Raw genomic sequence first — 26,207 nt, forward strand, 5'->3', positions numbered from 1 at the left:
GCCCTTCGCCCAGGATCCGCCGCAGGGGCCCGCCCGGCGAACTCGCCTTCACGGCCCGCGCCTCGGTCAGGTCGTCGACTGCTGCTCCAGTGTCTCCTTCATGACCTGGGAGCCCCGCACGACGCGGAGCCGGACCTGCTCGGCCATGTCGTGCGGCAGGACGTCGGTGGTCCAGACGAGCCGGCAGCGGTCAGCACCCTCGGGGACCACCAGGAACGACGCGTGGTGATGGGTGAGCGGGATCTTGAAGCCCTCGACCGCCGGGTACGCGAGCCGGCGCAGGTCGTCGTCGATGCTGACGATGAGTTCGCGGATGACCGCGCCGCCGGGCACGGTCAGGTACCGGGTGTCGGCGTCCACACGGGCGTCGAGTACATAGCCGGGAATGAGTCGCTTGTGTACCGCCTCCACGTCCCGGACCGCGTCCCAGACATCTTCGGCACTGGATTCGATCACGGTGTCCTGAACGATGGTTGCGATGGCCGTTCCCTCCTGTCCGTGCGGTTCCATGGAAAACCGGAGCGTCGTCGAGCCCAACTGACGGCCGTGGCAGCCGACAGGTGATCCGAATCGCCGCCCCTCGTGATGAACAGCAGCTGGAATGACGACAGTTGAGAGATGACGTTCCGTGCGGTGATGGTGTCGATCGTTCCCGGTATCCATTCGGTCGCCGACCGTGGGGAGTCGCAATCTGCTCCCTCGCACGTCAGTAGTCACGGCGGCCCTCACCTCACCCCCTGGCAACCTGTGTTGATAAATTGCCAGTAACAGACACGCCGTCGATTAGCGCGCATGTGTGATCGGGTCTCGCCTGTGACGCCGACGTCAGTTGGGGACCCAGAACTTGAGTACATGCCGGATCCCCTTGAGGGACCAAACCGAGGGGGAATCGTTTGCACGTCCATAACAGAGACACGTGCGGGGAAAACATGCGCCGCGCCTGTCCAGTTCTTGCTGCCCGTCTGAAGACGCACTGATCCCGTCGTCTGTATTACCCGGACGGGTCTGATCCCACCCCCGAACAGCGACACGGCCAGGACACCGACTTCCCGGAGGGTCGTCGCCCATGTCATCCCGGTCGGAGAGGTCCCCGTCGCTCAAGGACCTGCGCCACTTCCTCCAGGACCGGGTCCCGGACTACATGCTTCCCAACGCGGTAGTCCCCATCACCGAACTGCCCCTGACCGCCAGCGGCAAACTGGAACACAAGGTGCTGCCCTGGCCCGCCGCATGAAACCGCCCTCACCGACGAACCTGCACGGCGGAGGAGCGGGAACTGGTCGTGCCCGCGCGTTTCGGTGGTGCGGGCGCCCTGGAGATCGGGCGGGGCAGTGGGCGGCTCGCCCTCGGCCTATGGGCGTCAACGGGCCCGGGGGAGAGCGTGTCGGCGGCTCTGACCGGGCCGCCGACGCGTCACGGCACGCGGCCCTGCCCCGCCCTGCCGCAACCACGGTCCCGTACTCCGCCGACCCGCCTCGCCCGGCTCGGTCCGCTTACAGCGAATCGTCGGTCAGGTCGATGGTGAGTACGTCTTCGTCCCTCGCGGGATGCTGGATCGTGATCGAGCCCGCGGCGCCCACATAGACTCCGGTGCCTCCGGTGACCGCGAAATTGTGGGACCACGGCTGGGCGTTGACCGGCGGCTCGGTCAGGGCGGGGAGTGGCCGCTGGAAGGCGGTGGCAGCGGTGATCATGCCGTCGTCCAGGCTCAGGACCAGCGTCGCCATGACGAAGGATCCGTCCAGCCCCACGGCGACGGGCAGGCAGTGCGCGTTCTCGGTGCCCACGCTGCGGCCCTGCTCGTCGGACAGGTCGTACCGAACGAAGTATGGCACTCCGGCTGTCAGCACGTCCGGGATGTTCGCACCGGTACGCCTACCCTTCAGGACGATCTGACGGGCGGCCTTGCGCGCAGCGTGAGCGGACCCACCCGCTCCCACGACCAGTCCCCCCGCGATCGTCGCCGCCGAGGTCAGCTGCAGAATGCTCCTGCGATCCATATCGGTCATCGCCTGCCTCACACCTTTGTCCGTCGTGTGTCCGGGCACGATTGCGCCCCCCAGATAACCGCCCTCCATAACGGAACGGATCGCTTCGCACTCATAATTCGCCGAAATGGAGCAGCGCACGACGGGGCGAGCAAATCCGGAGAGAAGGAAGAGGTCGACGGTAAAAGCCACACCGGATCCGTCGGAAACGGGAGGCCGGGCTGCAATCAGTTTCGGGGTGCCGCGGGCAGGGGGGCGGAGTCACGGTCGGCGATCCGAATTCGTCGGCCGGTCTAAAGCTTGTCCCGCAATGGCTCGGCAGTCACAGGTGGCTCACTCGCCGGTCTGGCCATCGATGAGTTCTCGCGCGATGTCGAGCTGCCCGACGTGCCGGGCGTACTCCTGGAGCAGATGGAAGAGGATCCGCCCGAGCGAGGGCGCTTGGTCGGGTGTCTTGAAACGGCCCCCGAGGCGTGACTTCTCGGTCAAAACGGCAGACGCCGTCAGGGAGTTCGCCATGGCCACCTCCGATTGGTAGGCGGCGACGACCTGGGCGGTGGACGTGGTGGGTGCCACCGTCCACTCCTCGGCGTCTCCGCCGGACGGATAGGCGACGACGTCCTGGGCTGCGAACCCCCAGCGCATCCAGCGGCGTTCGACCCAGCCAAGATGCTGTACCAGGCCGAGCGGCGACCAACCGAGCGGTGCGACCGACGTACGGAGCTTGTCGTCGGAGAGTCCCTCGACCTTTCGCATCAGGGCTTCGCGATACCACTCCAGGTAATCCAGGAGCAGTTCCCGGGCGTCGGAAACCTCGACGCCCGGGCCATCGAGTAGGGCGGGGACCTGTTCCGGAGGCTGCTGCATCCCCCGAACGTAGCGTGGGTGCGGAGCGTTCACCGGGATGATTCCGCGCAGTTTCAGCAAGCTGGTGACTGTGGTGCGCCGCAGGATCCCGGAAGAAGCGTGCCGCGGACGGCCGCGGGGTCTGGTCGCGGTCCACTGGCGCACAAACTTGACGATGCGCCGGCTCGCCCGGCTGGAGCGTGCCCCGCTCGGTTATCCGTTGAGGGCGAGCTTCGGTGCGAGGTGCTAACGCATCCCCATCGACCACGAGATCACTTAACGGGACAAGCTTTAGTCGCCCGGCAGGTCCAGCATTGCCCACGCCTCGGAATTTGCGTTAGAGCGCACACCAACTCCTAGGTTCGGAAGCATGCGATACACCAAGCTCGGAACGACCGGACTGGAAGTCTCCGCCATCGCCCTCGGCTGCATGAGCTTCGGCGAGCCGGACAGGGGCGGCGAGCCCTGGTCGCTGGGAGCGGACGCCGGCCGGGACATCATCAAGCAGGCCATCGAGGCCGGCGTCAACTTCCTCGACACGGCCAATGGGTACAGCGCCGGAAGCAGCGAGGAGATTGTCGGCGCGGCGGTCAAGGACTTCACCCGGCGCGATGAGGTCGTTCTCTCCACCAAGGTCTGGATGCGGATGCGCCCCGGCCCGAACGGCGCCGGGCTGTCCCGCAAGGCGATCTTCGCCGAGCTCGACGCCTCTCTGAAGCGACTGGGGACCGACTACATCGACCTGTACCAGATCCACCGCTGGGACTACGACACCCCGATCGAGGAAACCCTCGAGGCGCTTCACGACGCGGTCAAGTCCGGGAAGGTCCGCTACATCGGCGCCTCTTCCATGTACGCCTGGCAGTTCACCAAGGCCCTGTACCTGGCCGACCTGAACGGCTGGACCCGGTTCGTGTCGATGCAGGACCACTACAACCTCATCCACCGGGAAGCAGAGCGGGAGATGCTCCCGCTCTGCGCCGACCAGGGCATCGGCGTGATCCCGTGGAGCCCGTTGGCCCGGGGCAGGCTGACGCGGGTCCGGGACACCGCCACGGCGCGTGCCGGGACCGACGAGGGCGGCAAGATCCTCTACCGCGACGAGGACCAGGCAGTGGCCGAGCGCGTCCACGAGATCGCGGGCAGGCGGGGCCTGTCCCCGGCCCAGGTCGCCCTGGCCTGGGTCATGCGCAACCCGACGGTGACCTCGCCCATTGTCGGGGTCACCAAGCCGGCTCAGCTGGCCGACGCGGTCGCCGCGGTGGACGTCGTACTCGACGAAGACGAGGCCGCCTACTTGGAGGAGCCCTACCAGCCGCACGAGGTCGCCTACCTGGAGGAGTCCTTCTACAAGCCGCATCCTGTGGCGGGCTCCCGGTAGTCCGTGCTACCGCCGGCCTTCGATGAGTCCTCGGCCTTCGGCCTGCACCGGGCCGCGGCTTCAACTTCACCCTGTCCTGCACGGAACGGTCGGGCAGTCGTCGTCAACGCACTGCTCGCGTTGACGACCGCGACCACCTGGTCCGACGCCCAGTCCACGAAGCCTGGACCAGCCGACGCTGGGACGCACGGCCGGCCCGTCAACCATGACGCTGTGCCCCTACCCGCGGAGTCTCCGAGCCTCGGCGAAACTGAACCTGCCGTAGGCGCTGGGCACAACGTTCTCGCCTGTTCCGGCGGAACTCTCCGGAACCCTCCGGGACGGGACGGAGCCTCGACGACCGCGGGGGTGCCGGGACGTCTGCTCACACATCAGGGTGCGTGAAAGCGGAAGCCGTACGGCGATGCTGGCAGGCACGTCCCGCCTGGCGACGGGTGACTCACCATTACCTTGCTCTCCACGGCCGCCGAAGAGCTTCGCGCAGGACGAACGGAACCTGCACTGACGCGTCCCTTGCACTCCAGTCGTGGACCGTGGTCAGCACCACCAGGGTCGCCATCAACCGGTCGGTGAAGACCAGCTGAGATCCGGCCCGCTCGCCCTCGGCCCGCAGGCGTTCATGGCCACGGCGTTCACGCAGCCGGAAGTCCTGCTGAGCCGTCCGCAGCCAGGTGCCAACCCGTACGGCTCTCCTCACGTTCTCCACCACCCGAAACCGCTGTCGTCCTGCCCTCAGTACCAAGGGCGGGTGTCGTGCGCGGGAAGCGGCCGCAGATTCGGCCAGCATTCCAACAGACGCACGGCCAGGGCTGAGCTGAGGCGGCCCACCGCATGCAGGTGGTCGTGGTCGCGGGTCATGTCGGCGACCACGCCGAGGCGGTGGACGAGCCGCTCGCGGGCGGATACGTAGCCCCACTCGAAGTCCTCGGTGGGTATCCGAGCGAGCTGGTCGACCGTCCCACGGTGTGCCCGCTCGACGAGCGCGTCTCCCTGGATCAGCCAGCCGGTGCACGCGTCGGCGAGGTCGCCCGGCACATCCGTGCCGGTGAGGCCGCGCCAGGTGGTCCGGTAGATCTCCTCGACCTCCGCGAGTGGGGCCGGGGCAACCGACATCGCGCACCAGCAGGTGGGGAAGCCGATGCGGAAGTACGCGAGTTCGACCAGTCCGTTGCCCAGTGAGGCTCGTTCGAAGTCGACGAAGCGGACACCGTCGGTGGTGCGCAGGTCGTTGCCGGGGCACGGGTCGCCGTGTAGCAGCGCATGATGCGAAGTGGACCCCAACCGGTCCAGGAGGGCTGTGAGTTCATCGGTCACCGCCGACGGGACGGGCACGTCGAGCGCCCGGGCCAGGGTAAGGAAGGACTCCGCGTCGGCGGCTGTGGGCCCTGACCAGGCGGGAAGTGCGCCCGTGTCGGCGGGTCCGGTCAGGGCGTGCAGTCGGGCGAGCGAGGCGGCGTACCCCGGCATCCAGTCGTCCGTCCTGCCGAGGTCGTCCAGGTGGTCGAGGACCAGGACCCGCGCGGGCAGGTCAGTGGCGAGCACGGCGGGAGCCACGGCGGGCCTGCTCGCCCGCTCCGCCAGGCGCAGACCGGTGACCTCCCGTGCGAAGCGCGTGTCCGCGTCCGCGCCCGTGTCGCCGCCGTCGACGATCTGCTTGACGATCACCAGACTCCGGTCAGCCAGCCGGACCCGCCACACCCGTGACCGCGGACTGCTGTCCAGAAGCTTGCTCTGCTTGGGGATGCCCACGGTGGAGCGCAGCACTTCGTCGAACGGGAGCTGGTTCACCATGCGGATCAGCTTAGGCCTGTCCGGCGGATCATGGTCGTGGCACAGTACGCCCGTGAGTTACAGCATTTTCCTGCTCCGGTTCGTGGACGGCGAGGTCGCCGCCCTGGACGCCGAACGGTTCCGACAGGTGACGGAGCCCTACGTGGTGGCGGGCGGCCTGGAGGAGGGCTTCTCCCAGCTCCGTGCGGAGGACGGGGGCGAGGCGGACGTGTACCACGAATCCCGGAGTGAGACCGGGATGACCTGCGTGACGGCGACGCACTTCGCCCGCGGCGCGATGCTCGGCGTGCTTGCTCGGCTGGCGGCAGCCCTAGGGGCCTCGATCGTGCCCCAGGGCGGTGAGGCGCTGATCTTCCATGAGGACGACCGCCGTCATCTTCCTGCGGACATCCAGGGGGAGGCGGTTGTCATAGCCTCCACAGCTGATGCGCTCCAGGCCGCGTTTGACGCCTGCTGAGTGTTTCCGTCGTGGACGACGAAGCGGGATCCGGTCCCACGTGCAGTCCGCCGAGCAGCGGCGACGCCGTTCATAGAAAGGTGGTCCAGGAGCCCTGGCCGCCGCTCCGGCGCTGATGCGTGGTCACAGGAGGCCCATACGATGCCGAAAGACATGGCAGCACTCACATCCTTCACCTTCGTGCACCACACCACCAAGGCTTTGCCCCAATCGCATCGGCAGTCAGCGGGAGACCTGTGCACCGGTGAGCCTTCCCGGGCGCAGCGCAATCGTGTTGACCGCCCCGGCAGGCAGTGCTTGAGTCGGCGCGTGGACAGCATTTCCGCCAACCGGCGGTTCTGGAACCAGATCAGCAGCGCCTACCAGCACGAGCACGACCCGCAGATCGGCGCGACGCCCCGGCTGTGGGGCACGTACGCCATCCCCGACACGCACCTGCACGCCCTGGGCGACGTCACCGGCAAGCGCGTCCTCGAACTCGGCTGCGGCGCCGGACAGTGGTCCAGGGCGCTCGCCGCCGAGGGCGCCGCCGTCGTCGGACTCGACCTGTCCGAAGCCCAGCTCGCCGCGGCAGCTCGTGCGATGGGAGCGGCCCGCTACCCGCTGGTGCAAGGCGCCGCCGAACAGCTCCCGTTCGCCGCAGACAGCTTCGACCTGGTGTTCTGTGACTACGGCGGGCTTAGCTGGGCGCCCCCGCGCCTGGCCGTCCCGCAGGTGGCACGCATCCTGCGCCGTGGTGGGCGCCTGGTGTTCAACGTCGCCAGCCCATGGTTCGAAGCCTGCTACGACGAAGCCGCCGGCCGCGCAACCACGACGCTGCACCAGGACTACTTCGGGCTGGACACCATCGCCGAAGGCCGGGGCGCGGTCAGCTATCAGCTCACCTACGGCGACTGGATCAAGGTCCTGCGGGGCGCAGGTCTCGTCATCGACGACCTCATCGAGCCGCGCCCCGAACCTGGAACAGCCAACGGCTACAACCAAACCGAGCCGTCCGACTGGGCACACCGCTGGCCGGCAGAGATGCTCTGGGTGACCCACCGACCGTAAGTACCGCCACCGGTCGCCGCGCAGCCCTGACCTCAGACGTGCAGCGGTGTCCAGCGGTAGCCGTCGATCCCGAACCCGCCCCTCGGGCCCGATCATGAATTCGTGGGCCACGGATGCCGGTCGCCCAAGCCCTGCCGATGCGTCAAAGCCAGGGCGGAAAGCCCTACTGTCGTCGACATGACGGACCCAGCGGCAGAGACGCGCTCGCACGAGAGCGCCCCGGGCGTGGCACGCCTGATCGCACTGTCCGATGCCACATACGCCATCGCGATGACACTGCTCGTCATCAATGTGGCGGTTCCCGGGCACTTGGACGATGCCGCATTTCACAAGGCGTTGAGCGATGCGCTGCCCAGCCTCGGCGCATTCGCGCTCAGTTTCACCCTCATCGCCGGATTCTGGCGCGACCACCGCCGCATCCTCACCGCGCTGCCCATCGAGACGCTCGTGGTCACCCGGCTGACCCTTCTCGGCCTCGGCCTCGTAGCTCTGCTGCCCTTTCCCACCGGGCTGCTGGCCGAGTACGCCTCTCAGCCCGAAGCTGTCGCCCTCTACGCGGGTGTCATGGCCGCGATCCATGCGGTGCACGCCACCTTGCTGCTGCTCACGCAACACCAGGTGCACCCCTCGCCCGCGTCATCCGCCGCCGTGGCCCGCCGCCGGTTCACCTCGCAGCTCGCCTCAAGTGTTCTGATCTTTGGCCTCTCCGTTCCTTTGGCCTTCGTCAACACGGAAGCATCCATGTGGTTCTGGCTGACGCTCATCCCCGCTCACTACGTCCTCGGCCGCTACCGGCATCGGCTCCCACCCGGGTGAGTACCGGCCCGGGCGCGCTTCAGCCAGATGGGAGGCCTCGGCCTCGGCCCCTGCCCTCGCCCCGTGGCTTCGGCCGACCGAGTGCGTGTGACGCGGATCGCTCAGGGCGGGCGGGTGTGCGGCCGGCTCGGGTCGTCAGCCGAGCCGTACGGGTTGTATGTGGCGCCCGGCGTGTCACACAAGCCGGGCCAGGGCCTCCTCGGACGGACTTCCTGCCGCAGCCTGGTACACGATGATCACCTGTTGCTCGGCGCCGCCGACGGTGAGTGCCTGCCGGCGCAGGGCGAGGTCGCCGACGACCGGATGGGTGAAGCGTTTGAGTTCGTCACGGGCGGGCCGTGTCTCGTGCCGCGCCCACAGCCGGCGGAACTCCTCGTCCGTCTCCAGCTCTGCGACCAAGTGGGTGGTCCTGGGGTCGCGCGGGTCGGCTTCGGCGCGCAGGGCAGCCGCGGTCTGCGCGGCCACCTCCGCCCAGGCGGGGAAGAGGCGGCGGGACGCCGGGTCGAGGAACACCGCCCGGGCCAGGTTGTGCCCGGGCTCGTACATCGGGGCGAGCGCGCGAGCCCGCTTGTTCGCCGCGAGCACGTCGAAGCGGCGGTCGCGGACGTACGCCGGGCGGTCCGCCCACGCGTCGAGCAGCCGGTGCACGTCTGCGGAGACCTCGGTCCGCGACGTTGGTGCGAGGCCTGGAGAGGCGAGGGCGAACAGGTGCGCCGAGGCGTCGGCGTCCAGCTCCAGCGCGCGTGTGAGGGAGTGCAGCACCTGGGGCGAGGGGTGCCGGTCGACGCCCTGTTCGAGCCGGACCAGGTACGGCTCGCTGATTCCCGCGAGCCGGGCCAGTTCCTCCCGGCGCAGCCCCGCAACCCGGCGCTGCCCGGTGGCGGGCACTCCCACATCCGCCGGAGCGACCCGCCCGCGCCGGGCCTTGAGGAAATCTCCCAGGAGGTTGTCGGCGGCCATGGTGCGAGGGTAACCCTGCGGGGGTGCTGGCTGAAGGTGTGCGGGCGGCGCAGGCTCGACGACATGAAGACTTGGTTCATCACCGGCGCGTCCCGAGGCTTCGGCCGTATCTGGGCCGAAGCCGCACTCGACCGCGGCGACCGTGTCGCCGTCACAGCACGCGATCCCGAGACCCTGCGCCCCCTCCTCGACGCCCATGGGGACAACGTCCTCCCACTCCGCCTCGACGTGACCGACCGCACCGCCGTGACCACCGCGGTGCGGCGGGCCGCCGAGACCTTCGGCCGCCTCGACGTGGTCGTCAACAACGCGGGCTACGGACTGTTCGGCATGGTTGAGGAAACCACCGAGGAGCAGGCCCGCGCCCAGCTCGACACCAACCTGTTCGGCCCGCTGTGGGTGACGCAGGCGGCTCTGCCGTATCTGCGGGCTCAGGAAAGCGGCCACATCCTGCAGGTATCCAGCCTCGGCGGCCTCGCCGCCTTCCCCACGCTCGGGCTCTACAACGCCTCCAAGTGGGCCCTGGAGGGTATGAGCGAGGCCCTCGCCAAGGAGGTCGGCCCGTTCGGCATTCACGTCACCCTCGTCGAACCCGGCCCCTACGGCACCGACTGGTCAGGCGCCTCGGCGGTGCACACCGAGCCGCTCCCTGCCTACGAGCCCGTCCGCTCCGCGCGCCGGGCCGGCGCGTCCGCCCGCGCGCCCCAGGACCCGCGGGCCACCGCCGCCGTCGTCCTCGAGCTCGTCGACACCGATGCGCCACCCCTGAGGCTCTTCCTGGGCACCTATCCCTACCCGGTCGTCGAGGCGGCCTATCGGGAGCGGCTCGACACCTGGCAGGACTGGCGGCACCTCGCGTCCCGGGCGTGACCGGCACGGAGCCGCCGGACGCTCCGGGGCGTCGGGCGGCTCCGCCCACCACCTGCTGACACACATCTGTGTCGGCCGGCACGTCCGCCACTGAAGCCACGTGTGCACGGGCGCGCGGCGGGGGCCGCACGCGGATGCTCGCGGGCCGGGCGCAGGGCCGCTGGCGAGGAATTGCCCGCCTGCATGTCAACGGCGGCGAGAACCAGTTCTGACCCCCGCCACGTGGAGTTCCGGCCCGCTGGTGGGGCCGAGCAGACAGCTCCGGAGCCGGTGGCGGCTGTTTGCCTTCAAGCGCTTGAAGTGTGTTGTGGTGAGTGCATGGCGACCTTCACCGTCCAGGAAATGTCCCGGCGCAGCGGTCTCAGTGAGCCGACCCTGCGCTATTACGAGGACGTCGGGCTGATCGGCCCCGTCGCGCGCGACGAGCGCAGCGGTCACCGCCGGTACGGCGACCGGGATCTCGATGCGATCGAGATCCTGGCGTGCCTGCGAGCGGTGGGCGTCGGGATTGAGGACATGCGCTCCTACCTGGCCAACCGGGCCAGGGGCCGGTCCGCGGCGGCCGAGCAGCGAGACCTGCTGCTGCGGCACGCAGAGCGCGTCGAGGCCGAGCTGGCCGCCCAGCGAGCGCGGCTGGCCTACCTGCGGGAGAAGGCCGCCCTGTGGGACGCACGCCACCGCGGTGACAGCGCCGCGGAGAAGGACATCACCGACGGTCTGATGGAGACGGTCGGTCGTTTGGAGGTACTGAGATGAATCCCGTTCTTGTCACCGGCGGGTCCGGTTACGTGGCGACCCATCTGATCGCCGCTCTGCTGCGGGAGGGCCGCCAGGTGCGCACCACGGTGCGGTCGATGGCGCGCGAGGAGACACTGCGTGCGGCGGTTCGGCGCGGAGAGGCGGATGACACCGGCCTGGAGGTCGTCCCGGCGGATCTGATGGCGGACGACGGCTGGTCGGCCGCGGTGGCCGGATGCGACGAGGTCCATCACGTGGCCTCCCCGATCCCCGTGGTGCAGCCGGAGGACCCCGACGAGCTGATCGTCCCCGCCCGCGACGGCGCGCTGCGGGTGCTGCGGGCCGCTCGGGACGGGGGAGCCCGCCGCACCGTGCTCACCTCGTCGTTCGCGGCAGTCGGCTACACGCCCAAGCCGGGCGCCGAATACACCGAGGACGACTGGACCGACCCCGAAGCGCCTGGACTGGCACCCTACCCGCGGTCCAAGACGGTTGCCGAGCGCGCCGCCTGGGAGCTGATGGAACAGGAGGGCGGTGACACCGAGCTTGTCGTCGTGAACCCCACCGGCGTGTTCGGGCCGACGCTGACCACGGAACTGCGCTCCTCGACCCAGCTGATCAAGGCGATGCTGGACGGGACAATGACGGTCGCGCCCAGGCACCGCTTCGGAGTCGTCGATGTCCGCGACGTGGCGGACCTGCATCTGCGGGCGATGGCCACGCCGCAGGCCGCGGGCCACCGGTTCCTGGCCGTCGCGGACGGCCCGACGACCAGCTTCCTGGAGGTGGCCCGGACCCTGCGCCGCAACCTTGGCCCCCTGGCCCGGCGCGTACCGACCGAGGAGGCACCGGGTGAGGAAATTCCGCGCCCCGTCATCCACAACGACCGGGCCCGTGAGGTACTCGGCTGGCGTCCCCGCCCCCTGGAGACGACCTTGATCGAGACGGTCGAAAGCCTGCGGCTCCTGGGCTTGCTGGACGTGACGGGCTGACCGGGTGCGGGCGTAGCGCGCCACCAGGCTGGTGCTCTCGGTCTCCCTGCCCTCGTGGCACCGACCATCCAGGCGGACGTGACGCAGGTCGCGGCACAGGCCTTCAACTCCTTCGGCTACTAACCGAGGTCTGCGATGTGGCCGCGTACTGGCCCGGGGGAGCGGTGCGTTGACGCCGGGCGTTGTCTGCACTGACGCCGGGTGTTCTCCGCCCCGCGGACTCCGGCGGTGCGGACAGCGGACAGAGGGAAGGGCTGCCGGCACCGGGTGAGTTTTCAGGCCGATCAGCCGGTTGCGGCGTCGGCCGGTTCCGGCCTTGCCGGTGACGGCGTGTTGCGGTCACTCCAGTCCTGGACCGCACGGACGGTGGATGTTCCGGTGAAACCCATGATGCCGGTGCGTGGCTGCCTCCAGGATGGTGTCATGAGCAATGAGGGTGTGGGGTCGGCAGGGCGTTCAGTGGTGGTGAGGGTTCCGGTGGAGCCTGTCGAGGCCGCGATAGAGGCCGACGCTTTCGACGCGGCGCTGCGAAATGGTGCCGTGGCCGTACGCGGCCCGCTGTATGGAGTGGCCTCGCAGAGGCAGGAGGACGGGGCACGGTGGCGGGTGGCCGTCCAGATCACCCACATCTGTCCGCAGCAGGCACGCGACGCGTTGAACTCCCTGCTCTGGTTCCGGGCGAAGGACGATGCCGAGGACCGGCCGGAACGGCGTGCACTGCTCGCGGCGGTCACCCGGCTGGAGACGGAGTGCGTCGACGAACTCACCGTGCTCGATACTCGCTACCGAGTGGTGCGGGCCGAGGAATACGGGGGCATGGACGCGCACGGAGACCTCGAATTGCCGCGGCCCACCGACCCCGAACCACTCACCGCCGATGGGAGTCCCCGCGCCGTCGCCGACGGCTTGAGAGTCGATGCTGATCTGATTCTGGACCCGGACGCAGCCCTGTCTCCCGTCCAAGCCGCGGAGCGTCTGTCTCTGCGCTCCCTGGTCTACACCGGCACCAGGTTCCCTGCCCCCGTGCTGCGTGACTCCGCGCGGGCCGTGGACAGCCACCCCGATGTTCTGCTCCTTCCGGCGGCGTTCCAGATCGTGGAGCGGTCCGGCGACGAGCCCTGGACGTCGGGCAGCAGCCTGCACGCCACCCCACACGGCGCACGCCGAACCCTGCACTTCTCCCTGGTCTGGCTGGAACCCCGCAGGCGCGGACTGATCCCTCTGGACTCCAACGCGGATGTCGATGCGCACACCACCGTCGCCGAAGGCACCAGCCCCGCGATTGCGGAGCTGACGGTGTTCGCCAAGGCCGCGGCCCAGCTCCGGGCGGGGCGCGTCAACCAGATCGAGGTCGACGGCACCACCTCCCGGATCGTCCGCACCCGCCGCCTGCTGCGCTGGGGCCCCGACGGGCCCGAGGGCCCCCGCCCTTCCGACATCAACACCCACCCCCCGGAAGCACTGCATCCACGTCTCGACGAGGACGGGACCGTCCATTTCGACAGCGCCGTGTGAGGGGCCGTCCTGGACTTGTCCTGCGGGTCACGTGACCCGCAGGCAGGGAGGATCCTCGTGCCGCTTTGGGGCGAGGCGACGTGGGAGAGCTGAGCTGCCTCCGACTTGTCGGTGACGCCCCAGGCGCGCACCAGGCCGATGCGGCGGATCAGCGGCCGTGTGGCGGCGCCCGTGTCGCCGCTCAGTTCGCCGAGCACGCGCGCTCGGGGGCTTCACGGCGAGACCAAGTGCTGATGTTGGCGCCCGCATAGCTGCTGTTGGTTCGGGGGCCGTGCCAGTCGAGGCACAGGACGGTGGCGTCGTCCTTCGGATGGCCGTCGCAGGCGCCCGTCACCGCGGTAACCAGCGTGCGCACCACTTCGCGCGGGTGCTCGGAGGCGGTGTCGCGGATGAGGCCGGGCAGGTCAACGGCCTTTGCTTCACGTTCCTGCATGCCGTCGGTGTACAGCAGAAGGCGGTCGCCGGGCCGCAGATCGATGTCCTGCACCAGATACGGTCCTTGTCCGACAACGCCGAACGGAAGGTTCACCGACAGGCTGATCTCGGCGACTCCGCCGTCGCGCAGCAGCAGCGGTCTGGGGTGGCCGGCGTTCACGACCTGGGCACGGCCTCCGCCGAGATCGACGCGGACGAGCTGGCCCGTGGCGAAGGTGTGTCTGCCGTGGTCGAGCAGCGCCTGGTGGGTCCGACGGGCTTGTTCGGCGAGGTCTGCCCCCGCGCGGCGTGCGCCCCGGGAGGCGTTGACCAGGAGGGTTGCCATGAGCGAGGCGTCGACGTCGTGGCCCATGGCGTCGGTGACCGACAGGTGCAGGGTGTCGCGGTCCAGGCTGTAGTCGTAGGTGTCACCGGCGATGTCGGATGCCGGTACCAGGGCGCCGGCGAGGGCGAACTCCGCTGCCTCGCAGGAGGGCGCCGACGGCAACAGCTGTCGCTGGATCTCTGAGGCGAGGCTGACCGTTGTGGTGCGGTTGCCCCAGTGGTATAGGTCCGTGAACCGGCGGTCCGTGACGACGATGTAGGCCAGCGCGTGCGCAGCGTCCTCGATCTGTTCCAGCACATCGTCGGTGACATGGGGCAGGAACAGTTCCAGGACGCCTATCGTGTCGCCGCGGTTGGTGACAGGTGCGAGCACCCGCTGGCCGTGGCCGTCCTCCGGCGCCTGCGCCGACTTCTGGGTGCGCAGGACCTCGTCGTACAGACTGCTGCCGGGCAGCGATATGTGCCCGAGACGGCGCGCGTGCGGCGCCGTGTCGGTGACCCGCAGAAGTCGTTGACCGACGAGGTCGACGAAGAGGAACGATACGTATTGCGCGCCGAACCGGTCGCGGAGGTTGCCCGCCACCACATCCAGAGAGGCGACGGGCGCGGCGTTCTCCGCCGCTTCCAGTACCTCGGCCAGTCCCACCCGGTCACTCGTCACAACAGCCTCCTCCACGTCAGGCGTCCTCCTGCCCGCCCACCCGGCTGTGAACACGCACGGTTTGTCGGAGGCGATGCCCTCGGGCCGGCCCGCACCACGGAAGGGCGCCTTCAGGCGCAGGGCCCTCGTGATCGCTGTGAGGAGCGAGTGGGCCGCGCGGTCCCGTGCGGCTGGTGCGTGTGGTCAGGGTGGAGATGTGCGGAAGCGGAAAGGGACTGGGGAGATGTCGGTGGCGGATGATCGAACGGTGCAGGCGGTGCCGGCGTGGCCTATGCCCGCGGCCGAAGGGCGCGGCAGCGGTAGCGTCCGTGGACACGGTCGCGCCCTACCTCCGCGAGCGGTTCGGCGCGCGGCACGTCAGGTTCCTCTTCGTCGATGTTGTCGGCCGCCGGGTGGTGCGGGTCACCGAGGAGGCCGCCCCTCAGCGGGGCCGCGGCGCGGACCTGATGCCTCTGGCCGGCAGCATCTACGACGGGGTCCTGCGCACCCAGAAGCTGGTGCGAGAGCCACACCCGCGGTGGGCACAGGGTGGTCACGCCGGTCACCAACCGCGGCGCGCGTGCGGACGCAAGAAGGGCCCGCACCGTGTGGCGGGCCCTTCGGAACGTGCGATGGGGGAATCAGCGGCTCTGGAGGTACTCGGCGTAGAGCTCGCCGTGCTCAGCCTCGAAGTCGGCCTTGTGGCCCTTGGCGTACGTGATCCCGTAAGGGCCGCCCAGGTTCAGGAACTCTCCGCTCTGGCGGCTTCCCTCGATCTTGGTGTAGTTGGCGCCGATCTTGCCGCCCTCCCGGCCGCCGTCAGAGTTGTGGGCGGCGGCGGGCGCGGCAGCGATGAATCCTGCTGCCGTGACGGTGGCCACGGTGATAACGATGCGACGAAGCATGGGTGCTCCTTCTGTGCAATGGCAGTGGGGCAAGGCAAACCCTCACATCCAGCAGCCCTTGCAGTGGGCAACCGCGCTGTAGTTCTCTCGAGTCCACCTGATCGGTCGAAGATCACTGGTTGTGGAGCAACTGCTTCTACGTGTGCACGCCCGGATCCTGCGGATGCGCCGCGAAGTCGGAAACCGGAGAGGCTGCGCACGTGTCCGAGCGCAGCCTTCTGCAAGCTCAATGATCACAACCGGAGACGGGCTCCAGGAGGTGTTCGGATCACAGAGCGAATATCCGGGCGATGAAGAAGGCGGCGATGAGGACCGCGCCGAGGACGATGAGCCCGAGCCAGATTCCGGGATGCTCCCACACGCCTCCGTCAGCGCGCTCTTCGTGGGCTTCCGCGATGCAGCCCTCCACCGGAGGGGTCTCCCCGGGAGGTACGAGGTGGTCAGCCATGCTTCAAGGGTGGTGCCATACACCCGTTCGCGCATCTTCACCCTGCCCGGGGTGGCAGCGGAACCGTGGGGGAGTCGCTGATTGACTGCTGGGGGAGGGCGGGGCGAGCCGGCCTGCGGTGGTGCATCTCTTCGCCCGTGGCGGGTGGTGCGCGAACGGTTCACGTGCCGAGGAGCGCGACGAGTGCGGGTGCGAGCACGCCGCTGGGAGAGCGGGACCCAGCCGGTGAGCGCACCCACGGGCCGACGGTCCGAACAGAATCCGGTGTCCGGCCCGTGCTGCCGGACGAGGACCGTCCAGCCAGCGCGTCCGGAGCTGGTCGTGTGTCGTGCGTTCCCCGCAGAATGGCGCGGTTCACGCGTGATTGCGTAGGGACGGTTTCGCGCTGTAGCGCCGGTACGCCGTCATCGTCGCGCTCGGGATCGGTTGGGTTGCAGCGGCCGACTCGCGGGCTGAAAGTGGTGCGGGGGCGACTCGCCGCAGCGGCGCGGCACGGGAGCGAGGAGAGCCGATGCACCTCACCCCTGGCCGACGCCGTACCTCCTCTGCTCCCGCCGGCCCCGGCGCTCTGCGCGGCCGGGTAGCGGTCGTGACCGGCGCCGCCCGCGGAGTCGGGGAGGCACTCGCGCACAGTTTGTCCGATGCCGGGATGCACGTGGCCTTGCTCGGGCGAGAGGCTTCGACCTTGCAGGAGGCTGCGTCATCCCTGCCCGGCCCAAGCATCTGCGTAGAGGCAGACATCACCGACCGTGGAGCGCTCACGGACGCGGCACACCGCGTGGACGCCGAACTCGGTCCCGCCAGCGTGGTCGTGGCCAACGCGGGCATCGCTGTGGGCGGGCCGTTCGACCGGACGGCCGCCGAGCTGTGGCAGCGGGTCGTGGACGTCAACCTCACAGGGTCCGCCAACACCGCCCGTGCCTTCCTGCCCCAGCTCACGGCTACCCGCGGCTACTTCCTCCAGATCGCCTCCACCGCCGCGTTCGGCGCCGCGCCCATGATGAGCGCCTACTGCGCCTCCAAAGCCGGAGCGGAATCGTTCGCACTCTCACTACGTGGCGAGGTTCAGCCCGAAGGAGTCCAGGTCGGCATCGCCTATGTGCACTGGACCGGAACCGACATGCTCACCGGCATCAACGACCACCCCGTCCTTGAAGCCCTGAGACGCAACCAGCCCGGTTTCGCCCGCCACGTGCACACTCCCGAGCAGGTCGCCCGATGGCTCACCCAGGGCATCACCCACCGCACCCCGCAGATCTACGCCCCACCGTGGCTCCGCTGGTGCCAGCCCCTGCGCCCCCTCTTCCCCGCACTCGTAGCCCGTACCACCCGCCGCGAACTGCGCGGCCCCAGCAACATGCTGACGTCCTCCGTTGACGTCCTGGGCATCGGAGGACGTGCCGACTGGGAGGCTTACCAGGCCCGCCGCTCCCGCCCGCCATCCGATGGGTGAACCGCCATCGCTGTTCGTCGGCGCCGGTGAGTGCTGCTCGCTGCCCGGCTGAGCGTCACAGGAAAGCGATGCCGAGAGCATGGCGGCCGTCGGGGCCACCGGCTTCGTCGGCGACAACCCGGCCCCCCCGGGGGCGGAGGCCAACGCGTCCGCAGCCCGAACCGACGCCGTCATCCTCGCCGCGCAGACGGGCGCCGCAGGCGACGATCCGGGCAGGCACCCCTGACCTGACCGGAACCGGTCCTTCGGTAACTCGGCTGTCAGTTGACGACGTCAGTTGACGACGAGGACCAGCCTGCCGCGGACTCGCCCTTGTTCACTGATCCGGTGGGCTTCGGCGATGTCGGCGAGAGGGAACGTCTTGTCGACAGGGAGCCAGAACCGGCCCGTCTCGATCAGGTCGCCGATCGTCTGAAGCGCGTGGAAGGCGTTCCCGTCCCGGAATCCGTTATTGAAGTGCACGCCGTGGTCCTCGGCGCCTCGGAAGTCGGCGAGGGTGATGACATCGGCGGCTCCGGGGGTGAGGTCGATCAGCTCGGCCAGGACGCCGTTTCCGGCCACGTCCAGTGCGGCGTCCACGCCGTGGGGGGCGAGGGTGCGCACCCGCTCGGTCATTCCGTCGCCGTAGGCGATGGGCTCCGCGCCGAGCAGGCGCAGGTAGTTCTGGTTGGCGGCACCGGCCGCGCCGATGACGCGGGCGCCGCGAGCGACGGCCAGCTGGACTGCGGTGCTGCCGATGCCTCCGGAAGCGCCGTTGATGAACAGGGACGTGCCGTCGGACACGCCGAGTTGGTCGAGGTCGCGGGTGGCGGTCTCCAGGGCGACGGGCAGGCCTGCGGCGCCGGGGACGGACCACACGCCGGGCGTCCTACGACCGGGCCGTGCTGCGGCGCCCGCCGACGGCCGCCGTCCAGTCCGCCTCGCCTACGCCCCCGTACCGTCCGCCCGCAAGCCCTCGGCTTCCGAGGCGTCGGTGCCGGAGGTCGACACCCGGTGCGGGGGCCGGAGGACGTGGGGGAGGAGCGCGTCCTGTGAAGCGGGCGTGGGCGCCGAGCAGCGGGGTATTCGGGTATTCCTCCCGCCGCAATCTCAGTCACCGCGACTGTTCCACTCGTCCGCTTGCGGCCAGAAACGACAGAAGGCCTGGGACCGGATGACGTTGGCGCACGGCATATACATGGCAGCAGGCATAGGCATCCTCTTGGCTGCCGTCCTCCCACCGGTGGTCCATCGGCGTCCCTTCTCACTGCCCATGGTGTTCCTCGCCGCGGGCGCGGCGATCGCCCTGCTGCCGCTCGACGTGCCCGTCGTGGACCCGGTACGTGACCGGGTATGGGTCGAGCATGTGACGGAGGTCTGCGTGATCGTGTCGCTGATGGGCGCCGGGCTGGCGATCGACAGGCCGTTCGGATGGCGCGCGTGGGCAGGAGCCTGGCGCTTCCTGGGGGTTGCCCTTCCGCTCACCATCGCAGCCATGGGGGTGCTGGGCTGGTGGCTCATGGACTGGCCTCCGGCGGTGGCCCTGCTGCTGGCTGCGGCACTGTCGCCTACCGATCCGGTCCTGGCCGCGGAAGTGCGGGTCGGGGAGCCCACGAGCGGAGAGGACGAGGAGGACGAGGAGGAGGTGCGCTTCACGCTGACGTCCGAGGCGGGCCTCAACGACGGCCTGGCGCTGCCGTTCGTACTCGCCGCCATAGCGCTGGCGACCGCGGCCGGTGACGGCTGGTCCGCGGACTGGATCGGCCACTGGCTGGTGGCCGACGTACTGCTGCGAGCAGCCATCGGGCTGATCGCGGGAGTCGCCGTCGGCCGCCTCCTCGGCTGGCTGTTCTTCCGCTCCTCCCATGTTCGCCTCTCGCACCAGATGGAAGGGTTCACCGCGCTCGGCGCCACCTTCACCGCCTACGGGATCACCGAGTTGGTACACGGATACGGGTTCCTCGCGGTGTTCGTCGCGGCATGCACCATCCGCGCCGCCGAACGCAACCACGGATACCACCAAGTGCTGCACGGCTTCAGTGAACAGATCGAGCGTCTGCTGACCGCTGTGCTGCTCTTCCTCCTGGGCGGCTACCTGGTCGCCGACGGACTGTCGGTTCTCGGCCCGCGAGACGTACTTCTGGGGATCGCCCTCATCATCGTGATCCGTCCGCTCGCGGGTGCCGCCGCCCAGCTGGGGTTTCCGTCCGGGCGGCGCGAGCGAGCGGTCACGGCCCTGTTCGGCATCCGAGGGATCGGATCGCTCTTCTATCTCGCGTACGCACTCGGGGAAGGGCCCTTCGCCCGGTACGCCGACGAGTTGTGGGCAGTCGCGGCGTTCACGATCCTCGCCTCGGTGCTCCTGCACGGTGCGACCGCCACGCCGGTAATCAGGTACCTGGACCAGCGGCGTTCCCGGGTCCCGTGGACCTAGGGCCGGATGCCGGCGACTGCCCGACCTCGGTTCCGGGCGGCGAGGGCGGGCAGCGGAAGGCCTCAGACCGCGACGGAGAGCAGGTCGACCACGAAGACGAGTGTCGAGCCCGCCGGGATCAACCGCGAGGGTGACTGGTTGCCGTAGCCGAGGCGTGGAGGAACGATGATCTCGCGCCGGCCGCCGACCTTCATCCCCCGGATCCCGCGGTCCCAGCCCTTGATGACCTTGCCTCCTCCCACGGCGAACTTGAACGTCCGGCCCCGGTCCCAGGAGGCGTCGAATTCCCTTCCGGACTCGAAGGTGACCCCGACGTAGTGGACCTGGACAACCCTGCCCGGCTTCGCCTCGAGCCCGTCCCCGACGACCAGGTCGCGGATGGTCAGCTCGGTGGGAGCGTCACCCTCCGGAAGGTCGATCTCGGGCTTGGTCACTTCACTCATCGCAGCCTCACTCGCTCGCCACCGGAAGCCCTCATCCGGACCGCCCAGGCGCATGGTCACTCCATGCAGTAGATCATCATGGATTATCAAGCTGACGTAACGCTGATTTTCTGGAGTGATTCAAGCCCTACGGTGCACGATGCCCATGCCCATGCCCATGCCCATGCCCATGCCTATGCCTATGCCCATGCCCGTGCCCATGTCTATGACCATGACTGTGCTCATCGGACGGACCCAGCGTTCAGTCACGACCGAGGTGCGACGAGGGGTAGCAGGCCCGGTTGGTCGAGTACGTGCTCAGCCGGGGGAGAGGCACCGGAGGCGCTCCCACCGTCAGCGTGTAGGCGAGGTCGCGGTGAGGGACACCCGGTCTCGGGCCGTCTCCTGATGCGAACCGTTCGCTGTGCTCGTAGCCGCTGCCTTCGCCTTCTCGGCAGGCACGGGGTTGCTGCTCGGCTAGGGTGCGACGATGGCCATCGCCCGCGCCCACGAACCCGTCCTGCTGGACCCCAAGGGCCCTGTGATCACGACGATCGCGTGCGTCGTGGGCGCGGGTTTGTTCCTGGGCGGGGGAGGGGCTTTCGTCTATGTCACCGTACGCACTGTCGCCGACCTCGACGATACCGGCTATGGGTGGGCGTGGGCCGGCGCCGGCCTCGCTCTGGCCGCGGCGTTCATCGCTTGCGTCGGGTTGTCCACCATCCTCTTCGCCCGTGCGGAACGGCGGGCCACGATCCAGCTCGCCGCTCACGGCGTCGATGCGAGCGCCCTGGTCCTGTCGGTCGCATCCGCCCGGCCGACCAATGACGATTACCATCAAGTCCGGCTCCTGATGCGTATCAGCGGCCCCGGTTTCGAACCCTTCGAGTGCGGCAACGAAGTCCCCGAGTACCGGTTCGGCAGCGCCACGCAGGGGACGGTGCTGCCGGCCCGGGTCAATCCGGTCACCCGCGCGTTCACCATCGAGCGGCCGCCTGTGCCCCTGGCCCCCGAAGCCGGAGACGCATAGCGAGGACGCGAATCATTTCCCATGTGCACACGCCTGTCTCATGTGCGGCGCAGCAGCTCCCGGCCGCGCCGAGGCCGGCGGCAGGCCGACGACCGCCGACCCTCGGTTCCGCCGGGGAACGACATGCCGGTTCTTTTACGGTCGGGCGCGGCGGCCTTGCGGGAGATAAATCGGCATGATCCGGCGGGCCACGGCTCAGGCGGGGCTACAGCTCAGGCTGCCCGGTCTTCGGGACGTACGTATGCGTCTCATACGCGTCGCAGTGGACGGACTGGTTCAGGCGCGCGGCAGTACGCCCAGAAGCGCCGAGGTGAAGGCGGCCCGCAGAGCATCACGCAGCTCCAGATGGAGTACGCCCAGGGCGGGCTCGTCCGCGTAGGCGGCAAGGAGGCTGGGTGGCGGTGGGACGTAGGCCGACAGGGCACCCGCCGAGACCAGGCTCATCAGGCAGAACAGTTGGGTGCCTTCGCCGAGTTCGGGCACATGGCGACGGACGAGTTCGACCATGTCCGCGAGCCGCGCGAGGGAGGAGCGCTTGTGTCGCTTGACCACCTCGACGGAGACGTTGTGCTCGAGGACACCGCCCTGCGCGCCGAACAGGTCGCACAGCACCACCCGGTCCGCCAGTGACCGGCTGAGGATCTCGGCCAGTTGGCCTGCCCGCACCTTCGGTGCCGCGTGCGCCTCGATTCCCGCGGCCAGCTCGTCCGTCAGCTCGGCGAGCCAGCTCTCCAGGAAAGAGTCCAGCAGTTCGAGCAGTACGGCCTCACGTGACTCGAAATACCGCAGGACGTTCGACTTCGCCAGGCCCACCCGCCGGCTGAGCTCGTTGAGGCTGATATCGGCCACGGGCATCTCATCGAGCATCGACGCCGCCGTGTCCAGGATCGCCCGGCGGCGGATCTCCCGCTGCTCCTCGCTGCGCGCCCGCTGAAATGTCACGCCCTCACCCTAACCCCAGCTCACAGACCGAATCCAGTTTAAAGACCGTCGGTTCCTTGACAGGAGACCGACGGTCTCTTAGGTTGGGCATTAACAGACCGATGGTGTTTTAGGAGTGCGTCATGAGTGGCAACTGGACCGAGCAACACATCCCCGACCAGCACGGCCGGGTGGCGATCGTGACCGGCGCCAACACCGGGCTGGGCTTCGAGACCGCCCGGATACTCGCCGAGCACGGGGCGACGGTGGTGCTGGCTGTCCGCAACATCGACAAGGGCAGGCTGGCAGCCGCCCGCATCACCGGCGACGTCACCGTCCAGGCACTCGACCTGACCTCCCTGGACTCGATCCGGTCCGCGGCAGCCGACCTGCGCGCCGCTCACCCGCGCATCGACCTTCTGATCAACAACGCGGGCGTGATGTACACCCCGAAGCAGACGACGGCCGACGGCTTCGAGCTGCAGTTCGGCACCAACCACCTCGGCCACTTCGCCTTGACCGGCCTGCTGCTGGACCGGCTCCTGCCCGTCCCTGGCTCCCGCGTGGTCACGGTCAGCAGCATCGGCCACCGCATCCGGGCCGCCATCCACTTCGACGATCTGCAGTGGGAGCGCTCGTACGGCCGCGCCGCCGCCTATGGTCAGGCGAAACTCGCCAACCTGATGTTCACCTACGAACTGCAGCGCCGGCTCGCGGCTCACGGCACTACGGTCGCGGTGGCCGCTCATCCCGGCGTATCCAACACCGAACTCATCCGCAACACACCCACCGCACTTCGGCTGCCCGTCACCTGGCTCGCGCCACTGCTCACGCAGAAGGCCGAGATGGGCGCCCTGCCCACCCTGCGCGCCGCCATCGATCCGGCGGTTGTCGGCGGCCAGTACTACGGTCCCGGCAACCGGGGGGAGATCCGGGGGTATCCGAAGCTGGTCACCTCCAGCCCCGCCTCGCACGACGAGGCGGTCCAACGGCGCCTGTGGACCGTCTCCGAGGAGCTCACCGGGGTGATGTTCCCCGAGATGACTCTGCAGCGGACGGATTCCTGAGAGCGCAACCGGATCCGAACCGGTACGCATCACTTCCGCGGGCCCTTCTCCGACCACCCGCGCATGCGACCCGGCCGCCCGGTACGACGGGCGGAGTTCCGATGCCCGGACTTGAACCCGGACGTGGATGGTCAACGGCCCGCTGGCTCACTACGCCGTGTATCGAAAGTGGATCTTGGGGGGGGTGAATGATCACGGTTCATGGGCCGGGGAGATCTCACGGACGAATAGTGGGCAATGCTGGAGGTGTTGCCCCCGAAGGGCGCGAAGGCCGGGCGGCCGCCGGTCCGGTCCCGTCGGCAGTTGATCGACGGCCCACGGTTCCGGACGGGTGCTCAGTTGGAGGACGTTCCGGTCGAGTACGGGCCGTGGGGCCGGGCCTATGACCTGTTTCGCCGGTGGCAGCGGAACGGCACCTGGGCACCGGATCCTCAGCCGGCTCCAGCCCCTGGCCGGTGCGAAGGGCGCGTTCGGATGGGAGCTGAGCGTCGACTTCACGGTGGTGCCGCGCCCACCTGCATGCGGCCGGGGCCCGCAAGCAGGGTCGATCTGCAGGGAACCGCACGGCCGGGCAGCGCGGCGATTCGCCGCAGTTCGAACCAGTGCTGGCAAAGGTCCGCGTGCCCCGCATCCGGCCGGGCCGGCCGCGCCGCCGGCCTGATCGACCACGGGCCGGCGAGGCGTACACCTCCCGCAAGAACCGCGCCCACCTGCGCCGTCGCGGGACCCCTGCACCATCCCTGGCAAGGCCGGCCAGGTACGCAATCGCCAGACCGTCCGCGACGAGGCGACCGGCCTCGTCGCGGCCATCAACGAGTGGCTGTGAACCTCGGCCATCACACGGTGGGATCCACGTTCCACGTCTCCGGCAGATCGTTGCCGCAGAAGACACAGACGAACTCGCCCTCACGCGCGATGTTGAGCTCCTGGCAGTCCGGACATCGCCGGAACACCACTTCGTGGGTGAAGCCGGAAGGTCGTTCGAGCCCCACGTCGTCCAGAGCGCGAGCGACTTCCGACCAGGAGCCGATGTCGGGGCAGTAGCCAGTGGACTGGTTGCTGACCTCGCTCACGGCCCACCGGTCCGCCCGGTTCCCCAGCCGCCCGGTTCCGAATCGGGGCGGTGTGGCGCAATCGCCGCCCGTGACGCGTTGAGGTCGTCGGACCACAGTGCATGACCGGGTTCATAGTTCCCGCAAGGCTTCTGCACGACATCTCCCTGGCCGTGATTCCTGTTACCCGGCTATGACATGTCGATCTTGACAACGGCTGTTCGTGCGCAAGTAGGTTCGTTGCACACCGATCTTCGTAACGAGCCGGCGCTCCGCGCCGGGAGAGGGGCAGGCCCATGGGCTCGCACGCCCGTCCCAACCGCATCCACCGCACCGGGGCCCGCCTCGCGACCGTCGCACTGGTCGGCGCCGTCCTGCCGATCACGGCAGGAGGCCTCGCCGAAGCGGCGACCTCCACCGTCACGCATTCCGCGGACGACCGGAGCGACGGCGCACCCACCACCAGAGACCAGGCCGCGCCCGACGTCGCCACCGACAACGTCTTCCTGCTCGACGCCCGCGACGGCAGTCAGGAGCGGGCGATGTGGGCGGGGACCAAGGCCGACGACAGCGTCTCGATGGCCAGCACCACCAAGATCATGACGGCGCTCGTGGTGCTCCAGCATCCGGAGTGGCTGGACCGGCAGATCACGGTGAAGCAGGAGTACCGGGACTACGTCACCGAGAACGGGGCAAGCACCGCCGACCTCCAGACGGGCGACAAGCTGACTGCCCGCCAGCTACTGCACGCCATGCTTATCCCTTCCGGCGGTGACGCCGCGATGGCACTCGCCGACAGCTTCGGTGTCGGGGATACGCAGGAGGCGCGGCTCGCCGACTTCGAGAACCAGATGAACGTACAGGCGCAGCAGTTGAGCCTCACCGGCACGCACTTCGACTCCTTCGACGGTATCTCGCACGGCGACAACCGCAGCACCGCGCGCGACCTCGCCAAGCTCGGCCAACGCGCGATGCTGAAGCCGGTCTTCGCCGACATCGTGAAGCTCCAGCAGTTCGAGACGGAGGCCCCGGCGGCCAACGGCCGGACCCGGTACTACACCTGGAACACCACCAACGACCTGCTGAGCACCTATGACGGCGCCCTCGGCGTCAAGACCGGCAGCGGTGCCGAGGCCGGCTACTCGCTCGTCTTCGCCGCCAAACGGGACAACCGCACCCTGGTCGGTGCGATCGTCGGCGCCGACCAAGAGGTCTTCGCCGACGCCGCGAAGATGCTCGACTGGGGCTTCGCCCACTGACCGTCTCCGGCCGACCGGTCCGCTGAAGCCCCGGCCACGTACATTGCGGGCACGACAGCAACCCGCTCTGCCCACGCCGGAGAGAACGTGCGCCGGCCGCCCCCATTGCCGGATCAACTCCGTCAGAGGAATCGCGGAATCCGAGCAAGGAACACACCGCCAGCCCCGCCGCGCCGCCTTGGCCTCCACTTGGCCTGCGGGGGAGCAGCCGCAGCCCAGGGAGCCAGCGCCTACACGCGCGCTGTTGTGATGCCGCTGACCCGGGCAGTGAATGCCTCGGGCCCGGGCGTAGTGCCCCAGGAGGCTGTTCGGCGTCGCCAGGAAACCGTCCAGCACGACCCCGAGGGCGGCCGGCGAGGCGAACTTGTCGGCTCCTGTCCAGCGACTCCTGCCGCTGGACAGGAGCGTCCCGGTCGCGTCAGGACGGCCCGGCG

The 26,207-nt window shown here is 69.1% G+C and carries 26 protein-coding genes and 3 pseudogenes; 16 read left to right on the forward strand and 13 right to left on the reverse strand.

Going from position 1 to position 26,207, the window contains the following annotated elements; translation table 11 throughout:
* Nucleotides 1–66: 66 nt before the first annotated feature.
* Nucleotides 67–663, reverse strand: coding sequence for an SRPBCC family protein (locus ACFVJX_RS02080; protein ID WP_384314325.1), 597 nt, complete (start codon nucleotides 661–663; stop codon nucleotides 67–69).
* A gap of 403 nt (nucleotides 664–1,066) precedes the next feature.
* On the opposite strand from ACFVJX_RS02080, the gene ACFVJX_RS02085 reads away from it, so the two are divergent.
* On the forward strand, nucleotides 1,067–1,234 hold the full coding sequence (locus ACFVJX_RS02085; protein ID WP_384125045.1) for a hypothetical protein: 168 nt from the start codon (nucleotides 1,067–1,069) through the stop codon (nucleotides 1,232–1,234).
* Nucleotides 1,235–1,493: 259 nt separating this feature from the next.
* Here ACFVJX_RS02085 and ACFVJX_RS02090 read toward each other — a convergent pair whose 3' ends face one another.
* Nucleotides 1,494–2,009 (reverse strand): hypothetical protein, encoded by a 516-nt coding sequence (locus ACFVJX_RS02090; RefSeq protein WP_384125043.1) that lies wholly within the window; start codon nucleotides 2,007–2,009, stop codon nucleotides 1,494–1,496.
* Nucleotides 2,010–2,321: 312 nt separating this feature from the next.
* The gene (locus ACFVJX_RS02095; protein ID WP_384125041.1) at nucleotides 2,322–2,855 is read right to left on the reverse strand and encodes a DinB family protein; all 534 of its coding nucleotides are present in this window, start codon (nucleotides 2,853–2,855) and stop codon (nucleotides 2,322–2,324) included.
* A gap of 349 nt (nucleotides 2,856–3,204) precedes the next feature.
* On the opposite strand from ACFVJX_RS02095, the gene ACFVJX_RS02100 reads away from it, so the two are divergent.
* On the forward strand, nucleotides 3,205–4,215 hold the full coding sequence (locus ACFVJX_RS02100; protein ID WP_384125039.1) for an aldo/keto reductase: 1,011 nt from the start codon (nucleotides 3,205–3,207) through the stop codon (nucleotides 4,213–4,215).
* Nucleotides 4,216–4,660: 445 nt separating this feature from the next.
* On the opposite strand, the gene ACFVJX_RS02105 is transcribed toward ACFVJX_RS02100, so the two are convergent.
* Complete coding sequence (locus ACFVJX_RS02105) at nucleotides 4,661–4,912, reverse strand: hypothetical protein (RefSeq protein ID WP_384125037.1); 252 nt, start codon at nucleotides 4,910–4,912, stop codon at nucleotides 4,661–4,663.
* A 35-nt stretch (nucleotides 4,913–4,947) separates the two neighbouring features.
* Complete coding sequence (locus ACFVJX_RS02110) at nucleotides 4,948–6,006, reverse strand: phosphotransferase family protein (RefSeq protein WP_384125035.1); 1,059 nt, start codon at nucleotides 6,004–6,006, stop codon at nucleotides 4,948–4,950.
* A gap of 52 nt (nucleotides 6,007–6,058) precedes the next feature.
* On the opposite strand from ACFVJX_RS02110, the gene ACFVJX_RS02115 reads away from it, so the two are divergent.
* From ACFVJX_RS02115 to ACFVJX_RS02125, 3 genes are all read left to right on the forward strand, one after another.
* Complete coding sequence (locus ACFVJX_RS02115) at nucleotides 6,059–6,463, forward strand: hypothetical protein (RefSeq protein WP_384125033.1); 405 nt, start codon at nucleotides 6,059–6,061, stop codon at nucleotides 6,461–6,463.
* Nucleotides 6,464–6,772: 309 nt separating this feature from the next.
* Complete coding sequence (locus ACFVJX_RS02120) at nucleotides 6,773–7,513, forward strand: class I SAM-dependent methyltransferase (RefSeq protein WP_384125031.1); 741 nt, start codon at nucleotides 6,773–6,775, stop codon at nucleotides 7,511–7,513.
* A gap of 177 nt (nucleotides 7,514–7,690) precedes the next feature.
* Complete coding sequence (locus tag ACFVJX_RS02125; protein WP_384125029.1) at nucleotides 7,691–8,329, forward strand: TMEM175 family protein; 639 nt, start codon at nucleotides 7,691–7,693, stop codon at nucleotides 8,327–8,329.
* Nucleotides 8,330–8,503: 174 nt separating this feature from the next.
* Here the strand turns inward: ACFVJX_RS02125 and ACFVJX_RS02130 are convergent, their stop codons facing one another.
* A complete protein-coding gene (locus tag ACFVJX_RS02130) occupies nucleotides 8,504–9,289 on the reverse strand; it encodes a helix-turn-helix domain-containing protein (protein ID WP_384125027.1) in 786 nt (261 codons plus the stop codon).
* A gap of 63 nt (nucleotides 9,290–9,352) precedes the next feature.
* On the opposite strand from ACFVJX_RS02130, the gene ACFVJX_RS02135 reads away from it, so the two are divergent.
* From ACFVJX_RS02135 to ACFVJX_RS02150, 4 genes are all read left to right on the forward strand, one after another.
* Entirely contained in the window at nucleotides 9,353–10,159 is an 807-nt protein-coding gene (locus tag ACFVJX_RS02135; protein WP_384125025.1) for an SDR family oxidoreductase, read from the forward strand.
* 318 nt (nucleotides 10,160–10,477) lie between these two features.
* Nucleotides 10,478–10,915, forward strand: coding sequence for a MerR family transcriptional regulator (locus tag ACFVJX_RS02140; RefSeq protein ID WP_384125023.1), 438 nt, complete (start codon nucleotides 10,478–10,480; stop codon nucleotides 10,913–10,915).
* Entirely contained in the window at nucleotides 10,912–11,889 is a 978-nt protein-coding gene (locus ACFVJX_RS02145) for an SDR family oxidoreductase (protein WP_384125021.1), read from the forward strand. The genes ACFVJX_RS02140 and ACFVJX_RS02145 overlap by 4 nt, the downstream gene beginning before the upstream one ends.
* Before the next feature lie 423 nt (nucleotides 11,890–12,312).
* Nucleotides 12,313–13,404, forward strand: coding sequence for a DUF5954 family protein (locus tag ACFVJX_RS02150; RefSeq protein WP_384125019.1), 1,092 nt, complete (start codon nucleotides 12,313–12,315; stop codon nucleotides 13,402–13,404).
* 181 nt (nucleotides 13,405–13,585) lie between these two features.
* On the opposite strand, the gene ACFVJX_RS02155 is transcribed toward ACFVJX_RS02150, so the two are convergent.
* The 3 genes from ACFVJX_RS02155 to ACFVJX_RS02165 form a co-directional block, all read right to left on the reverse strand.
* Nucleotides 13,586–14,824, reverse strand: a complete 1,239-nt coding sequence (locus tag ACFVJX_RS02155) for a PP2C family protein-serine/threonine phosphatase (protein WP_384125017.1) — start codon at nucleotides 14,822–14,824, stop codon at nucleotides 13,586–13,588.
* Nucleotides 14,825–15,444: 620 nt separating this feature from the next.
* Entirely contained in the window at nucleotides 15,445–15,708 is a 264-nt protein-coding gene (locus ACFVJX_RS02160) for a hypothetical protein (protein WP_384125015.1), read from the reverse strand.
* A 268-nt stretch (nucleotides 15,709–15,976) separates the two neighbouring features.
* Complete coding sequence (locus ACFVJX_RS02165; protein WP_384125013.1) at nucleotides 15,977–16,156, reverse strand: DUF6480 family protein; 180 nt, start codon at nucleotides 16,154–16,156, stop codon at nucleotides 15,977–15,979.
* A 511-nt stretch (nucleotides 16,157–16,667) separates the two neighbouring features.
* Here ACFVJX_RS02165 and ACFVJX_RS02170 point away from each other — a divergent pair.
* Both ACFVJX_RS02170 and ACFVJX_RS02175 read left to right on the forward strand, forming a co-directional pair.
* Nucleotides 16,668–17,609, forward strand: coding sequence for an SDR family oxidoreductase (locus ACFVJX_RS02170; RefSeq protein WP_384125011.1), 942 nt, complete (start codon nucleotides 16,668–16,670; stop codon nucleotides 17,607–17,609).
* 79 nt (nucleotides 17,610–17,688) lie between these two features.
* Nucleotides 17,689–17,835 (forward strand): hypothetical protein, encoded by a 147-nt coding sequence (locus ACFVJX_RS02175; RefSeq protein WP_384125010.1) that lies wholly within the window; start codon nucleotides 17,689–17,691, stop codon nucleotides 17,833–17,835.
* Nucleotides 17,836–17,882: 47 nt separating this feature from the next.
* On the opposite strand, the pseudogene ACFVJX_RS02180 reads toward ACFVJX_RS02175, so the two are convergent.
* Nucleotides 17,883–18,452 (reverse strand): annotated as a pseudogene (locus ACFVJX_RS02180) (zinc-binding dehydrogenase); the annotation flags it as partial.
* Between the two features lie 310 nt (nucleotides 18,453–18,762).
* Between ACFVJX_RS02180 and ACFVJX_RS02185 the strand changes: the two are divergent.
* Complete coding sequence (locus ACFVJX_RS02185) at nucleotides 18,763–20,022, forward strand: cation:proton antiporter (protein ID WP_384125008.1); 1,260 nt, start codon at nucleotides 18,763–18,765, stop codon at nucleotides 20,020–20,022.
* Nucleotides 20,023–20,084: 62 nt separating this feature from the next.
* On the opposite strand, the gene ACFVJX_RS02190 is transcribed toward ACFVJX_RS02185, so the two are convergent.
* Nucleotides 20,085–20,465 (reverse strand): FKBP-type peptidyl-prolyl cis-trans isomerase, encoded by a 381-nt coding sequence (locus ACFVJX_RS02190; protein ID WP_384125006.1) that lies wholly within the window; start codon nucleotides 20,463–20,465, stop codon nucleotides 20,085–20,087.
* A gap of 469 nt (nucleotides 20,466–20,934) precedes the next feature.
* On the opposite strand from ACFVJX_RS02190, the gene ACFVJX_RS02195 reads away from it, so the two are divergent.
* Nucleotides 20,935–21,474, forward strand: a complete 540-nt coding sequence (locus tag ACFVJX_RS02195) for a hypothetical protein (RefSeq protein WP_384125004.1) — start codon at nucleotides 20,935–20,937, stop codon at nucleotides 21,472–21,474.
* 276 nt (nucleotides 21,475–21,750) lie between these two features.
* Here the strand turns inward: ACFVJX_RS02195 and ACFVJX_RS02200 are convergent, their stop codons facing one another.
* A complete protein-coding gene (locus tag ACFVJX_RS02200) occupies nucleotides 21,751–22,416 on the reverse strand; it encodes a TetR/AcrR family transcriptional regulator (protein WP_384125002.1) in 666 nt (221 codons plus the stop codon).
* A gap of 122 nt (nucleotides 22,417–22,538) precedes the next feature.
* Between ACFVJX_RS02200 and ACFVJX_RS02205 the strand changes: the two genes are divergently transcribed.
* The gene (locus tag ACFVJX_RS02205; protein WP_384125000.1) at nucleotides 22,539–23,462 is read left to right on the forward strand and encodes an SDR family NAD(P)-dependent oxidoreductase; all 924 of its coding nucleotides are present in this window, start codon (nucleotides 22,539–22,541) and stop codon (nucleotides 23,460–23,462) included.
* A gap of 237 nt (nucleotides 23,463–23,699) precedes the next feature.
* Nucleotides 23,700–23,825, forward strand: a pseudogene (locus ACFVJX_RS02210) (IS5/IS1182 family transposase); the annotation flags it as partial.
* A 473-nt stretch (nucleotides 23,826–24,298) separates the two neighbouring features.
* Here the strand turns inward: ACFVJX_RS02210 and ACFVJX_RS02215 are convergent.
* Nucleotides 24,299–24,553 (reverse strand): annotated as a pseudogene (locus ACFVJX_RS02215) (hypothetical protein); the annotation flags it as partial.
* 257 nt (nucleotides 24,554–24,810) lie between these two features.
* Here ACFVJX_RS02215 and ACFVJX_RS02220 point away from each other — a divergent pair.
* On the forward strand, nucleotides 24,811–25,773 hold the full coding sequence (locus ACFVJX_RS02220) for a D-alanyl-D-alanine carboxypeptidase family protein (protein ID WP_384124998.1): 963 nt from the start codon (nucleotides 24,811–24,813) through the stop codon (nucleotides 25,771–25,773).
* Nucleotides 25,774–26,207 lie beyond the last annotated feature (434 nt).

It is taken from the genome of Streptomyces sp. NPDC127177, assembly GCF_042672475.1.
Lineage (GTDB): Bacteria > Actinomycetota > Actinomycetes > Streptomycetales > Streptomycetaceae > Streptomyces.